The organism is Burkholderia latens, assembly GCF_001718795.1.
Taxonomy (GTDB): domain Bacteria; phylum Pseudomonadota; class Gammaproteobacteria; order Burkholderiales; family Burkholderiaceae; genus Burkholderia; species Burkholderia latens_A.
Window position 1 is genome coordinate 2,438,024 of the sequence record NZ_CP013435.1, and the last position, 14,980, is coordinate 2,453,003.

A 14,980-nucleotide genomic window follows, 5' to 3' on the forward strand; every position below is an offset into this window, starting at 1 on the left:
ATGCACCCGTTTGCGCGGCGGCGCTTGCGCGCCACATCGACCGTTCGCAAGCCGTTCGTTTACGCGGACGGCTTGCGCGGCATCCCGAATCCGCCGAGCAGCGCCGCGACCTGACGCTTCGGCCCCTTCTTCTCGGGCTGCTGCGCGGACGTCGGCTCCTCCGGCTGCTTCGCCGGCGCCGACGGCTCGTACGGCTTCAGGAAGAAATCGTCGACCGGCGCTTCGTGGCGACGGTGATGACCGCGCTCGGAGCCGCCCGCGCGGCGCCCCGCCGCGCCGCGATGCTCGTCGCGATCGCGACGGCCGCCGCGGTCGCCGCGGTCTCCGCGTTCACTGCCGCGCTCGTCATGGCGGGGACGCGCAGGCTTGTCGAGGGTAAGCGTCTGCACGTCGAGCGGACGCTTGATCAGCTTTTCGATATCGGCGAGCTGCTTGCGTTCGTTCGGGCTGCACAGCGACAGCGCATCGCCGGTCGCGCCCGCACGGCCCGTACGACCGATCCGGTGCACGTAGTCTTCCGCGTTGAACGGCAGGTCGAAGTTGATCACGGCCGGCAGCTCGGCGATGTCCAGACCGCGCGCGGCCACGTCGGTCGCCACCAGCGCTTCGATTTCGCCGCGCTTGAACGCGTCGAGGGCCTGCATCCGCTCGATCTGCGACTTGTCGCCGTGGATCGCCGACGCGACCACGCCGTCGCGCTCGAGGTTGCGCGCCAGCCGGCTTGCGCCGATCTTGCTGTTGCAGAACACGATCACCTGCTTGAGCCCGCGATCGCGCAGCAACTGCACGACCGCGGCCTGCTTGTCGCCTTCGGCGACGTCGTAGACGATCTGCGTGACGTTCGCGTTGGTCGAGTTGCTGCGCGCGACCTCGATCGTCTGCGGGTTGCGCAGGTAGGTCGACGCGAGCTTCTTGATTTCCGGCGAGAAGGTGGCCGAGAACAGCAGCGTCTGGCGTTCCTTCGGCAACAGGTTCAGGATGCGCTGCAGGTCGGGCAGGAAGCCCATGTCCAGCATCCGGTCCGCTTCATCGAGCACGAGGATCTGGACTTGCCCGAGATTCGCCGTCTTCTGCTGCACGTGATCGAGCAGGCGGCCCGGCGTCGCGATCAGGATCTCGACGCCGCGGCGCAGTTCGGCCATCTGCGGGTTCATGTCGACGCCGCCGAACACGACCGCGCTGCGCAGCGACGTGTGCTTCCCGTACGCATGCACGTTCGCGGCGACCTGGTCGGCGAGCTCGCGGGTCGGCGTGAGGATCAGCGCGCGCACCGGATGGCGCGCGGGCGACGCGCTCGTGTTGGCCTGCGGCAGGAGCCGCTGGAGGATCGGCAGCGAGAAGCTCGCGGTCTTGCCGGTGCCCGTTTGCGCGGCGCCCATGACGTCGCGGCCGGCGAGCACGACCGGAATGGCCTGCGCCTGGATCGGCGTCGGCGTCGTATAGCCCTGCTCCGCAATGGCTTTCAGGATATCGGCGGCAAGGCCGAATTGATCGAAGGTTGCGTCGACTGGCTTGGCGACAGAATCGGACATGGTGGCGTTTCGCTCAAAAGGCGCGGCGGGGACATCGTGCGTCAGGCCGGCCGGGCCTGCGCTCATCACATTTCGGAAGTAGACAGAGCCGCGGCGCGCCGCGCGGCGCCGCTCTGGCGCTTGGGACCGGTTCATTTCGAACATCGGGCGCCACAGGCCGTGCGGACTCCGTTCGGCGCGAATGCCGGCGGAAAGGGCCGTATTGTAGCACTGCGCAGCAATCTGTCCGTGACAACGCCGCGAACGCCCCCGGCGGCGGTTCGCGGCGACCTCCGGCCGGCCCGGGCGCGGGGAAATGCGTCGAGCGACCGGGCTATGCCGATCGGCCGATGAGAAAAAATCGGGGCCACATGTCGGACATATGCTTCAGGGAAATCGGTAAGCGGCCGACGAGCCCGAGCGTCGCCTGCTCGGCCGAGCCCGGGATCGAACCCGGCGGCCCGCATCGATCGCGGCAATCGGCACGGCCGCGCTGCGGGTGCGAAACGCGCGCGGCGCTCAGCCCTTCTTCTTTTTCTTCTTCTCGACCTGCACGCAGTCGCCGAGCAGCGGAGCCGCATTCTGGTCGGCAATCTCGTCGCGCAACGTCCCTTCCTTGCCCTTCGTCCACCAGGTATAGCGCCCGGCCTGGTAGCGCACGCCCGACGCCGAAACGGTATCGACGAACAGCAGTTGCTGCCCGTTGACCGGCACGAGCGCGAAGCTCTGGCCGTTGCCCGCGCGCCAGTACGACACGCGCACCGGCTGCTTCTGGTTCGCGCACTGATAGACGGTCTGCACGCGGGCATCGGCGTCGATCTCCTCGACGGTCAGTTGCGCGGCATGCGCGACGGAGACGGCGGCGCCGGCCAGCGCGAGCGCGGCGAAGGTTTGGCGAATCATGCAGGTCCTCTCACGAGACGGGTGGAAGCGCGCCCTCGCGGGGCGCGCGGTTATCGTTGATCATCGGTCGAGCGTTCGACGTTCAGGGATCGATGACGTCGGCGCACGCGTCGGTCGGCGCGGCCGCGACATGGCCGACGAGCGGCACGATCTTCAGCCCGGCCGAGGCGACCCGGCACGGCGCGGCCGCAAGGCCGCACCCCGCGAGACTCGCGATCAGCGCCAGTGCGGCACCCACCTTGCCGAAACGGCCGATGCGCCGCCATGTCGATGCCATCGTGCTCTCCTGATCGCGTCAGCGTGCCGATACGGGCCGCACGGCCGCCGCGGCGCGCTTCGCGCGTTCGCGGGCTTCGTCGACAGTCGCACCGGTCGCGAGCGCGACGCCCATGCGTCGCTTCGCAAAGCTCTCCGGTTTGCCGAACAGGCGCAGGTCGGCACCCGGCACCGCGAGCGCGTCGCGCACGCCTTCGAACGCGATGCCGCGCTCGTCGAGGCCGCCGTAGATCACCGCCGATGCGGCCGGCGAGCCGAGCGCCGGATCGACCGGCAGCCCGAGAATCGCGCGCGCGTGCAATTCGAACTCCGACTGGCGCTGCGACGCAGGCGTGACGAGGCCCGTGTCGTGCGGCCGCGGGCTCACTTCGGAGAACCACACGTCGTCGCCGCGCACGAACAGTTCAACGCCGAACAGCCCGCGCCCGCCGAGCGCCTCGGTCACCTTGTGCGCGATCTCGCGGGACCTGGCCAGCGCGGTCGCGCTCATCGGCTGCGGCTGCCACGATTCGACGTAGTCGCCCGCCACCTGCACGTGGCCGACCGGTTCGCAGAAGTAGGTGCGCGTGTCGAGCGTCGCCGGATCGATCGCACGCACGGTCAATTGCGTGATCTCGTAGTCGAAATCGATGAAGCCCTCGACGATCACGCGGCCGTGGTTCACGCGTCCGCCCGCCATCGCGTACTCCCACGCGGGCTTCACGTCGGCCTCGGTCCGCACGACCGACTGGCCCTTGCCCGACGACGACATCACCGGCTTCACGACGCACGGCATGCCGATCTTCGCGACCGCCGCGCTGAACGCGTCGAACGATTCCGCGAACGCGTACGGCGACGTCGCGAGCCCAAGCTCCTCGGCTGCGAGCCGGCGGATGCCTTCGCGGTTCATCGTGAGCTGCGTCGCGCGGGCGGTCGGGATCACCTCGGCGAGGCCGGCCGCCTCGATCGCCGCGAGCGCGTCGGTGGCGATCGCCTCGATCTCCGGCACGATCAGGTGCGGGCGCTCGGCCTCGACGACCGCGCGCAGCGCCGCGGCGTCGGTCATGTCGATCACGTGTGCGCGATGCGCGACCTGGTGGCCCGGCGCGTCCGGATAGCGGTCGACCGCGACGACTTCGACGCCGAGCCGCTGCAGCGCGATGATGACTTCCTTGCCGAGTTCGCCCGCGCCGAGCAGCATGACGCGCGTGGCCGAAGGTGAAAGCGGCGTACCGAGCCGCTGACCGATCTGCATGTGATTTCCCGCTGGTTCTGTTTCTGTTGGAGGACGAAAACGGCTCCGATGTTAACACGCGCACCGCGGCCGGTTCGGGCGGTTTCGCCGCGCCGGCGCCGTGCCGCGCGAGCACCACGCGAGAGCCGCGGGCATGCTGCGAACGTTTTCACGCGCGAAGTGTCGGCTCGCCTCGCGCGGCACGGGTGCGTTACTCTTACGCCTTGATCAGAATCCGATGAGGAACGAGGCTCATGTCCCACCTGTCCGCGGCCGCACGCGCACGCACCGGCCTGCTTCGCCCGTTGCGCGCGCCGCTTTGCGCGTTGACGCTTGCCACGCTTCTCGCCGCCTGCGCAATGCCGACCCATCCCGACTCCGCCGCCCCCGCACCCGATCCGTACAATCCCGCCGCCGTCCAGTTGCTCGACGACACGAGCTGGGAGCTCACGAGCTGGCTGAACGCCGACGGCACGCCGCGCACGATTCCGCACGGCGACAACGGCGAACCGATCAAGCTGGCGCTGTCGACCGAATCGGGCGTCCGGCGAGCGAGCGGTTTTTCCGGTTGCAACCGCTACATGGGCACCTACGCGATCAAGAACGGCCTGCTGAGCTTCGGCCCGCTCGCCGGCACGCGCATGGCGTGCCCGAATGCGCTCGGCGGCGAGCTCGAACACGCGTACCTCGATGCGCTTGCCCACATTCGGAAGACCGGCGTGCAGATGCGCGATCCGCAGCAGTTGCAGATCGTGACCGAAGCCGGCGCGACGCTGACCTTCACGCGCCGCAGCCGCTGACGCAGTGCGCGGGCGAGGGCCGACCGACCGCCTTCGTCGCGCATGGATGCCGGACGCACGCCCCGCGGCCTGAACGCGCACCGCCGGGTTCGCGCGGCCCGGAGTCCCGTCAGTCCCGTTCGCCGGCCGGTTAAACTCGGCGGGTCGCGCACCGCGCTCCCCGCCCTTTTCCTGTTTCATCAAAGCATGCACACGGTTGTCTTCGGCTGGTTCGGCATCTCCGCCGTCTGGTTCCTCCTTCTCATCTGGCGTCTCGTTCAGGCGATGCTGCCCGGCGGCGGCGGCCTCGCCGGCCGCGGCTCGATCCGCCTGTGGCTCGGCTTCGCGGCCGTGTTCGTCGCGAGCTGCGCGCTGACGAGCCCGTTGTCGGGCCCCGACACGAACGCGCTCGGCCACGCATTCTCGAACGGCTTCGCGCATCTGCTCGGCCCGATCGGCACCCCGGTCGCGATGGTCGTACTGTTTTTCGCGGGCCTGCCGTGGCTGACCGGCATCGGCTGGCGCCAGTTCGCCGCGTGGGTCGACACGTCGTTCGGCGTGAAGCTCGCGCGCGACGTCGGCGACGACGATGTGCGGGGCGTCGCCGATCTGCCGCGCAGCGCGCTGCACCGCGACGACGACATCGTGCAACCGACCACCGCGCACACCGTGAACTCGATGGCGCCGCGGCAGAACGGCCGGTATTCGCGCCCGACGCTGTGGAAACCGGATCCCCACGCGAGGCCGAAGCCGCGCAGCAAGGCGACGCCGCGTCCGCTCGCGGAACCCGTCGCGCCATCCGGCTGGCTGAAGCCGACGGCGGGGCGCCGCATGCCGACGCCTCCCGCACCGGGCGCGGCGAGCGCGATGCCGCCGCCGCCGACCGGCAGCACCGCGAGCCTCGCGCGCGCGGCCGCGAACGCCCAGACGCCGCGCCCCAGTCCGGCTCCGCTTCCGGCCGGGTTCGAGCCCGTCCGCCCGCGACCGACCGCCGCCCGACCGGCCGCTGCCGCGTTGAAGCAGCCCGCCGCGCCGCGCGCCGCGGTCACGCCGCGCCCGGTCGCCGCAACGCCCGCGCGCACACCGACCCGACCGATGCCGGGCGCCAGCGCCGCCGGCCAGCCGCAGGACGGGGCACGGCGCCGCCCAGCACCGCCCGCCCCTGCGCGCGCACCGCTCTATGCCTGGGTGCAACAACCGGCCGAGCCGATCGCGCCGGCGCCGAGCGTGCACGACACGCTGCGCTCGATCGAAGCCAGTACCGCGCAATGGGCGGCGCTCGATGGCGCACGACCGAGTAACGGGGCGGCAACAACGGCTGGCGCTGCGGCTGCGAGCACGACCGCTCCGGCGGTTGCAGCAGGCAGCGTGGCCGCGTCGGCACCGACTGCCTCGCCGGGAGCGATGGTTTCCGGTCAAGCTCCAGTCGCACAGCGCGATGCAGCCCGCGATCCGGACGCGCACGAAACCGCATCGCCGCCATACGACGACGATCCGATCGTGCTCGACGCGTTCATGCCAGGCCGCCAAGACGTGCGCATGCCGCTCATCGATACTGGCCCGACGACGTTCGCCGACGCCGCGCGGCCCGCGACGCCGAATCTCGGCGTCGAAGCCGACGCGCCGCCCCATCATGCAGACGTCGTGCCAGTCGCCGCGCCGGCAATCGACACGCCGATCGATCCTGCACCGTGGGAAGACGCCGCCAGCCGGCCGATTGCCGGCTTCGATGCGTCGCACGCCGCTCAGCCGGCCGATTCCTTCGCATCGGCCGAAACGACGGGCGGCACGGACGAAATTACGGACCGCGTGAAACCCGCCGAACCGGCCGCGCTGCCCCCTCCCCTCCCCGCTTCGTCGACGACCGCAACGCCGGCGCGTGCAGTTGGCGACACGATCCCGATGCCGCTCGCTGGAATCGCGACTCCACCGCTGCCCGCGTCGGGTGCGGCCCCGGCCGACGCCCTGACCGGAACGGTCTCGAGCGCGGCAGCAAAGGACGACGGCGAAACCGCTACGCTGCCGGCAGACCCGCAACGCGCAGCGCCATCGGCAACGGGACGCGTGTGGGTACCCGCGCCTGCTCCATCAACGGCCGTCTCCGCGACCACGGAATCCGTCTCTGGCAACGCTCCTGCATCCGCCCAGCCGTCACAATCGCTGCCCGCCGAACCTTCCTCGGTCGCTGAAGCGGCATTGGCAGCCGGTGCGTCGTCCGTCGCCAACGCGCCCGCTTCCGCCGCGCCCGCCCTGGCGAATGGTTCGGCCAGCCCGACCGTCGCGGCGGCGCCTGCGATTGCCGGCATGACGAATACGGCTCCCGATTCGATGTCGCGCCCGGCCACGTCGGCGCCCCCCGCAGCAGCAGTCATGTCGATTGTGCCGTCCGCGCCAGCGGGCGCCATCGGGACCACGGAGGATGCCGGCGGGCGCATGCCCGTTGCCGCGCCGCCCGCGCGCGACGCTTTGACGCCTGTGTCCGGCACTGTTACACCGCCGCCAGCGGCTGGCGGTTCGTTCCCGTCCGCCGTGCCGCCGTCTGCGCCTCCAGCAGCACCGGCGTCCCTTTCCACGCCGGAGCCCGCCGCGCCGCGCATCGCCGCCGGCGCGAATTTTGCGGCCGCGCCCAACAGCGCGGCGGCAGGCGCCACCCCTACGTCTGCGACGAACGCGTCCTTCGCCGCGAAACCTTTCGCCGCTGCGCCGGTCGCATCCGCGCCGACTTCTGCGCCGACTTCTGCGCCGACTTCTGCGCCGACTTCTGCGCCGACTTCTGCGCCGACTTCTGCGCCGACTTCTGCGCCGACTTCCGCGCCGACTTCCGCGTCGACCTCAGTCGCCAACGCTTCCAGTCCAATCACGACGCAGCCTCACGGATCGGCCCCGCTCGCAGCCACCGCAACAGGCACCGCTGGGACCGCCGCGATCGCGGCAACCTCATCACCCGCCGCGTCCGCCCCCGCGAGCACCGGCACGATCTTTGGTGCATCCGTATCGCAACCGGCGCCGAGCGCGACGGCCACGGCGGCAACGTCCGGGCAGCCCGCAAGTGCGCTCACCGCAACATCGAGCACACTTGTCACACCTTCGGCCGCGCCGTCGAACCGCGCCCCCGACGCGCCGACGATCGGTACGCCGGCCGCACTGGCTGGAGCAACGCCGCCGGCAACCGCTACCGTGCCCGCGGCCGTCGCGGTTCCGCTACCGCATTCCAACGCACTCGCGTCGACAAACACCACAGGAACCGCTTCGCCCGCGGCCTTCGGCGCGACGCCGGCGGCGCCCGCCAGCGCCGTTGCGTCCACGCCCGCATCGGCTGCCTCTCTGACGCCGCCCGCTTCCCCCATCGCGCCGGTATCGACGTTGCCGCCCGCATCGGCTGCGCCGACGCCGGTCGGCGCAGCCGCCCCTGCACCATCGAACGCGCCCGTGTCCGCGCCGCAGATTCAGTCCGTTGCCACGCCGCAGACGCCCGCCGCTTCGCCGGCAAGCTGGTCGACGCTTGCAGCCGCCCAGCCGCCGGTGGCCGCCGACATCACCGCCCCCGCGCCCTGGGTGAGCGCGCCTCTCGCTGCCGCCACGCCGACGCCGGCAACCGATGCGTCGCAAGCAGCAGCCCAGCCGGCCGCCCCGGCCCCCGACGCGGCCGCCGCCCCCGCCCGCCCGCCGCGTCCGAACGCGTTCGAATTCCACGCGCCCGCGTCGTTCAACGTCGAACTGCCGACGCTCGACCTGCTCGAGCCCGCGTCCGACGACGTCGAACCGATCACCGACGAACATCTCGCCCAAACGGCCCAGGTGATCGAGCAGCGGCTGCAGGAGTTCAAGGTGCCGGTGACGGTGGTCGGTGCATCGGCGGGCCCGGTGATCACGCGCTTCGAGATCGAGCCCGCACTCGGCGTGCGCGGCAGCCAGATCGTCGGCCTGATGAAGGACCTGTCGCGCGGCCTCGGCCTCACGTCGATCCGCGTCGTCGAGACAATTCCCGGCAAGACCTGCATGGGCCTCGAACTGCCGAACGCGAAGCGCCAGATGATCCGGCTGTCGGAAATCCTCGAATCGCGCCAGTACCAGCATTCGGCATCGCAGCTGACGATCGCGATGGGCAAGGACATCACCGGCCACCCGGTCGTCACCGATCTCGCGAAAGCGCCGCACATGCTGGTCGCCGGCACGACGGGCTCGGGCAAGTCGGTCGCGATCAACGCGATGATCCTCTCGCTGCTGTACAAGGCGACGCCCGAGGACGTGCGGCTGATCATGATCGACCCGAAGATGCTTGAACTGTCGGTCTATGAAGGCATCCCGCATCTGCTCGCGCCGGTCGTCACCGACATGAAGCTCGCGGCGAATGCGCTGAACTGGTGCGTCGGCGAAATGGAGAAGCGGTACCGGCTGATGTCGGCCGTCGGCGTGCGCAATCTCGCGGGTTTCAACCAGAAGATCCGCGACGCCGAGGCAAAGGAAAAGAAGATCGGCAATCCGTTCTCGCTGACGCCCGACGATCCCGAGCCGCTGTCGAAGCTGCCGCTGATCGTCGTCGTGATCGACGAACTGGCCGACCTGATGATGGTCGCCGGCAAGAAGATCGAGGAGTTGATTGCCCGACTCGCTCAGAAGGCGCGCGCGGCCGGCATTCACCTGATCCTCGCGACGCAGCGTCCGTCCGTCGACGTGATCACCGGCCTGATCAAGGCGAACATCCCGACGCGCGTCGCGTTCCAGGTGTCGTCGAAGATCGATTCGCGCACGATCCTCGACCAGATGGGCGCCGAATCGCTGCTCGGCCAGGGCGACATGCTGTTCCTGCCGCCGGGCACCGGCTACCCGCAGCGCGTGCACGGCGCGTTCGTCGCCGACGAGGAAGTGCACCGGATCGTCGAATACCTGAAGCAGTTCGGCGAGCCGCAGTACGAGGAAGGGATTCTCGACGGCCCGGCAGCCGACGGCGCGACGCAGGACCTGTTCGGCGATGCGCCGGATGCGGAAGCGGATCCGCTGTACGACGAGGCGGTCGCGTTCGTCGTGCGCACGCGGCGCGCGTCGATTTCGTCGGTGCAGCGCCAGCTGCGGATCGGTTACAACCGCGCCGCGCGTCTCGTCGAGCAAATGGAAGCGGCCGGCCTCGTATCGTCGATGGGCATCAACGGCAGCCGGGAGGTGCTCGTGCCGGCCGCGGCCGACTGAGCATCGCGGCCGCACGGCCGCCGGCATCGCTTACGGGCGCGCCGCGCAAGCGGCTGCCCACAGTACGAAGGGCGCTGCGTCGGCAGCGCCCTTTTCGCATCGACCGGGGATCGACCGTGAATCGACCGCGTTTTACTGCGCGACCGGTACGAGCTTGAAGTCCACCGGGCTGCCGACCGCCACCTTCTGCGGATTCGGAGCTAGCTGGCCCGTTGCGACGTCGCGGCCGAATACGTAGAACGTATCGCTGTCCTGGTTGCCGACGATCAGCCACTTGCCGGTCGGATCGATCAGGAATTCGCGCGGCGTCTTGCCGAGGCTCGACTGGCGGCCCACCGTCTTCAGCCGGCCGTCGGCCTGGTTCACCGCGTAGATCACGATTTCGTTCACGTCACCGCGATTGCTCGCGTACAGGAACCGCCCGTCCGGCGACAGGTGGATCGCGCCGCCGCCGACCTTGCCCTTGAAGCCCGGCACGGTCATCGGCAGCGTCTGCAGCGGCGTCAGCTTGCCGTCCCGATAACCGAACACCTCGACCGACGCGTTGAGCTCGCTCGTCACGTACGCGAACCGGCCGTCGGCACTGAACACCATGTGACGAGGACCGGAACCGGCCTTCACCGGCGTATAGCGCGTATCGGTCGGACTGATCAGCCCGCGGCTGCCGTCGACGGTATAGCGATAGCCGTAGATCTTGTCGGCGCCGAGATCCTGCACGAACAGGTACCGCCCATCCGGCGAGAACACGGTCGAATGCACGTGCGCGCCGTCCTGACGGCCTTTCACGGGCCCGGTGCCTTCATGGTGCACCGTGAGCACGGCCGGGTCGACGGCGCCGCCGTCACGCACCGGGAACACCGCGAAGCTGCCGCCCGGATCGGCGGCGACCGAGTAGTTCGCGGTGACGAGGTACTTGCCGTCCGGCGACAGCGCGAGATAGCAGGGGTCGTTCCCTTCCGACGACACGCGGTCGATGAACGTGAGCGTGCCTGTCTTCGCATCGAAGCCGAACGCGCTGATGCCGCCGCGCTGCGCGGCCGGCCCGTTGTCGCCGGGCAGTTCGTTGACCGCATAGACGGTGCGACCGTCGCGGCTCGGCAACAGATAGGAAGGGTTCACCGTTTTCGCGGACGACACGGGCGCGACGCTGCCCGTTTTCGTATCGAAGCGGTACACGTAGATCCCGTCGCTGCCGTGGCCCGTATAGGTGCCGACGAGCAGGTTGTAGACGCCGTCGGCCGGTGCGGGCGCTTGCTGCGCGAATGCGTGGTTCGCGGACAGCGACAGGACGATCGCGAAACCTTTCATCCAGTGAGCGAGCCTAAGCGGGAACCCTCGTGTCGTGGCGCGCGCGTCATGCTCGCGTAAACGGTTGGGCATTGAATCCTCCTTGCATCGAGTCGCTTCAAGTGTTGAGATAGGACGAAACGCCGGCCGTCAACGCGCTCCGCCGCCCGGCCGAGTATACGGGGCGCGGCGCCGGCACGTGAAGCCCGGACGCCGCAGCCTGCATTGTGAACTCGAATAACCCAAGGACCGCTTGCCCATGCCTGCCCTGATCGAAGACTACGCCCTTGTCGGCGACGGCCATACGGCCGCGCTGGTTTCAAGAGACGGCTCCGTCGACTGGCTGTGCTGGCCCCGCTTCGATTCGGGCGCCTGTTTCGCGGCGCTCGTCGGCACGCCGGAACACGGCCGCTGGCTGCTCGCGCCGGCCGCCGACGTCGCGATCACGCACACGACACGCCGCTATCGCGGCGACACGCTGATTCTCGAAACCGACTACGAAAGCGCCGACGGCGCCGTTACGGTGATCGACTTCATGCCGCCCGGCAACGGCTGGTCGGAATTCGTGCGGATCGTCGTCGGCCGCCACGGCACGATGAAGATGCGGATGGAACTCGTGTTGCGCTTCGACTACGGTTTCTCGATTCCCTGGGTCACGCAGCTGTCGCGTGAAAACGGGATGAAAGCCATCGCCGGCCCCGATACGGTCGTGCTGCGCACGCCCGTGCCGCTCATCGGCAAGAATCTGCACACGCTCGCCGAGTTCACGGTGAGTGCCGACGAGCGCGTGCCGTTCTCGCTCGGCTATGCGGCGTCGCACCTGCGGCTGCCGCCCGCGCGCGACCCGCTGTCGATGCTTGCACGCACCGAGAACTACTGGCTCGAATGGTCGGGACGCTGCCAGGTGCAAGGCCGCTACGCGGCGGCCGTGCGCCGCTCGCTGATCACGCTGAAGGCGCTCGCGTACGAGCCGACCGGCGGGATCGTCGCCGCGCCGACCACATCGCTGCCCGAGAAGATCGGCGGCAACCGGAACTGGGACTACCGTTACTGCTGGCTGCGCGACGCGACCATCACGCTGCTCGCGCTGATGCGCGGCGGCTACTACGACGAGGCGCGCGCGTGGCGCACGTGGCTCGGCCGCGTGATGGCCGGCTCGCCCGAGCAGATCCAGATCATGTACGGGATCGCGGGCGAGCGCCGCCTGCCCGAAATGGAACTCGACTGGCTGCCCGGCTACCAGGATTCGAAACCGGTGCGCGTCGGCAACGGCGCCGCGAACCAGCTGCAGCTCGACGTGTTCGGCGAAGTGATGGCCGCGCTGCACCTCGCGCGCGTGGGCGGGCTGCAGGCCGACGACACCGTGTGGTCCGTGCAGTGCTCGCTGCTCGACCATCTCGAGAAGATCTGGCAGGAGCCCGACGAAGGCATCTGGGAAACGCGCGGCGGCCGCCGCCATTTCACGTTCTCGAAGGTGATGGCGTGGGTCGCGTTCGATCGCGCGATCAAGTCGGCCGAGATGTTCAGGCTGCCCGGCTCGCTCGACCGGTGGCGCGCACTGCGCGACCGGATCCACGCGGATGTGTGCGCCAACGCATGGCATGAAGGCAAACAGGCGTTCGCGCAAAGCTACGGCAGCGACGAGCTGGATGCGAGCGTGCTGCTGATGCCGCTGCTCGGCTTCCTGCCGCCCGAGGACCCGCGCATCGTGGGCACCGTCGATGCGATCGAGCGGGAATTGCTGCACGACGGACTCGTGATGCGCTACCGCACGACCGAGTACGACGACGGTCTGCCGCCCGGCGAAGGCACGTTTCTCGCATGCAGCTTCTGGCTGGTCGACAACTACGCCCTGCTCGGCCGGATCGACGACGCGCACCGGCTGTTCAGCCGCCTGCTCGCGCTGTCGAACGATCTCGGGCTGCTCGCCGAGGAATACGATCCGGTGGACGGCCGGCTCGTCGGTAATTTCCCGCAGGCGTTCTCGCACGTGGCGCTCGTGCATACCGCAATGAACCTGATGCACCACGAAGAAGCAATGGCGCGCGCCGCCGGCCAGCCCGCGCCGGCCGTGGCGACGGGGCGTTGACGGGCGGCGGGGGCCGGCTTTTTCAGAGAACGTCAATTCGCAAAAGTTTGATGAAAAATTGAGGAAATGTTGCATTGCAACACCCATCGTTGTCCGATATGATCGACTCGATTGTCCGGCCGCGCTGCAACATGGCCGGTCGCTGACCCACACGGCACGCCGCGACGCCCCACGCCGCCCGCACCGTCCCCCACGCGGGAGTTGTCTGCATGCTTTACCAATTGCACGAATTCCAGCGGGCCATGCTGAGCCCGCTTACGGCCTGGGCCCAGGCCGCTTCCAAGTCGTTCGCCAATCCGTCCAGCCCGTTCTCGCTGATGCCCGGCGCGACGCGGATGGCCGCCGCGTACGAACTGATGTACCGGCTCGGCAAGGACTACGAGAAGCCCGAATTCAACATTCATCAGATCGTCAAGGACGGCCACAACATTCCGATCGTCGAGCAGACGATCATCGAGAAGCCGTTCTGCCGGCTGCTGCGCTTCAAGCGCTACTCGGACGACGCCGACGCCGTCACCCAGCTGAAGGACGAGCCGGTCGTGCTGGTCTGCGCGCCGTTGTCGGGCCACCACTCGACGCTGCTGCGCGACACCGTGCGCACGCTGCTGCAGGATCACAAGGTGTACATCACCGACTGGATCGACGCGCGGATGGTGCCGGTCGAGGTCGGCCCGTTCCACCTGCACGACTACATCGCTTACATCCAGGAATTCATCCGCCACATCGGTGCACGCAATCTGCACGTGATCTCGGTATGCCAGCCGACGGTGCCGGTGCTCGCCGCGATCTCGCTGATGGCAAGCCGCGGCGAGGACACGCCGCTCACGATGACGATGATGGGCGGCCCGATCGACGCGCGTCGGAGCCCGACGTCCGTGAACTCGTTGGCTACGCAACATTCGACCGCATGGTTCGAGAACAACGTGATCCACACGGTGCCCGCGAACTATCCGGGTGAAGGCCGCCAGGTGTATCCGGGCTTCCTGCAGCACACGGGCTTCGTCGCGATGAACCCCGAACGCCACGCGCAATCGCACTGGGACTTCTACCAGAGCCTGCTGCGCGGCGACGAGGACGATGCCGAGGCGCACCGCCGCTTCTATGACGAGTACAACGCGGTGCTCGACATGGCGGCCGAGTATTACCTCGAAACGATCCGCATCGTGTTCCAGGAGTTCCGGCTCGCGGAAGGCACGTGGGACGTCGAGGGCGAGCGCGTGCGTCCGCAGGACATCAAGCGCACCGCACTGATGACGATCGAGGGCGAGCTCGACGACATCTCGGGCAGCGGCCAGACGCACGTCGCGCATGAGCTGTGCACGGGCATCCCGCAGGACGACCGCCGCAGCCTGACCGCCGAGAAATGCGGTCACTACGGGATCTTCTCGGGCCGCCGCTGGCGCACGATCATCTACCCGCAGCTGCGCGACTTCATCCGCGAGCACGCGCCGGAACCGAAGAACGGCGCGGCGAAGCTGCCGCCCGATGCGCAGGACGCGACCGCGATCGGCGGCGTACCGGCCGCCACCACGCCGCAGCCCGAAACGACGGCGCGCGCCGCCGCCGCGAAACGCACGCGCACGAAAGCGCCGGCGGTGACGGTCGCCCCCGTGAGGACGCCGGCCGCGAAGGCCGCGCCAAGCGCGAAACGCGCAGGCAGCACGCGCGCGAAGCCGGTGCGCGCCCGCAAGGCCGCCTGACACGCTGCGTTCCGACGCAAAAACGCCGCCGGTGC

Annotated in this window: 9 protein-coding genes; 4 read left to right on the top strand and 5 right to left on the bottom strand. The window is 69.3% G+C overall.

The window, feature by feature from the left end; all coding sequences use genetic code 11:
• Nucleotides 1–59 precede the first annotated feature (59 nt).
• The 4 genes from WK25_RS11325 to purT all read right to left on the bottom strand — a co-directional run bounded on the left by WK25_RS11325 (nucleotide 60) and on the right by purT (nucleotide 3,924).
• Nucleotides 60–1,598: a DEAD/DEAH box helicase gene (locus WK25_RS11325; protein WP_083253013.1), complete on the bottom strand. Its 1,539-nt coding sequence runs from the start codon at nucleotides 1,596–1,598 to the stop codon at nucleotides 60–62.
• A 432-nt stretch (nucleotides 1,599–2,030) separates the two neighbouring features.
• A complete protein-coding gene (locus WK25_RS11330; RefSeq protein ID WP_059502684.1) occupies nucleotides 2,031–2,414 on the bottom strand; it encodes an MliC family protein in 384 nt (127 codons plus the stop codon).
• An 82-nt stretch (nucleotides 2,415–2,496) separates the two neighbouring features.
• Nucleotides 2,497–2,691 (bottom strand): DUF6726 family protein, encoded by a 195-nt coding sequence (locus WK25_RS11335; protein ID WP_059448675.1) that lies wholly within the window; start codon nucleotides 2,689–2,691, stop codon nucleotides 2,497–2,499.
• 18 nt (nucleotides 2,692–2,709) lie between these two features.
• Nucleotides 2,710–3,924 (bottom strand): formate-dependent phosphoribosylglycinamide formyltransferase, encoded by a 1,215-nt coding sequence (gene purT, locus WK25_RS11340; RefSeq protein WP_069241602.1) that lies wholly within the window; start codon nucleotides 3,922–3,924, stop codon nucleotides 2,710–2,712.
• Between the two features lie 233 nt (nucleotides 3,925–4,157).
• Here purT and WK25_RS11345 point away from each other — a divergent pair, with 233 nt between their 5' ends.
• Together WK25_RS11345 and WK25_RS11350 are read left to right on the top strand one after the other, a co-directional pair.
• The gene (locus WK25_RS11345) at nucleotides 4,158–4,703 is read left to right on the top strand and encodes an META domain-containing protein (protein ID WP_040144738.1); all 546 of its coding nucleotides are present in this window, start codon (nucleotides 4,158–4,160) and stop codon (nucleotides 4,701–4,703) included.
• A 186-nt stretch (nucleotides 4,704–4,889) separates the two neighbouring features.
• A complete protein-coding gene (locus WK25_RS11350; RefSeq protein WP_069241603.1) occupies nucleotides 4,890–9,869 on the top strand; it encodes a DNA translocase FtsK in 4,980 nt (1,659 codons plus the stop codon).
• Between the two features lie 132 nt (nucleotides 9,870–10,001).
• Here the strand turns inward: WK25_RS11350 and WK25_RS11355 are convergent, their stop codons facing one another.
• Nucleotides 10,002–11,249 carry a lactonase family protein gene (locus tag WK25_RS11355; protein WP_156432188.1) on the bottom strand — a complete coding sequence of 416 codons (1,248 nt, stop codon included), beginning with the start codon at nucleotides 11,247–11,249 and terminating at the stop codon, nucleotides 10,002–10,004.
• A gap of 166 nt (nucleotides 11,250–11,415) precedes the next feature.
• Here WK25_RS11355 and WK25_RS11360 point away from each other — a divergent pair, with 166 nt between their 5' ends.
• Both WK25_RS11360 and WK25_RS11365 read left to right on the top strand, forming a co-directional pair.
• Complete coding sequence (locus tag WK25_RS11360; RefSeq protein ID WP_069241604.1) at nucleotides 11,416–13,245, top strand: glycoside hydrolase family 15 protein; 1,830 nt, start codon at nucleotides 11,416–11,418, stop codon at nucleotides 13,243–13,245.
• Nucleotides 13,246–13,454: 209 nt separating this feature from the next.
• A complete protein-coding gene (locus WK25_RS11365) occupies nucleotides 13,455–14,945 on the top strand; it encodes a polyhydroxyalkanoate depolymerase (RefSeq protein WP_040144742.1) in 1,491 nt (496 codons plus the stop codon).
• The last annotated feature ends 35 nt before the right edge of the window (nucleotides 14,946–14,980 follow it).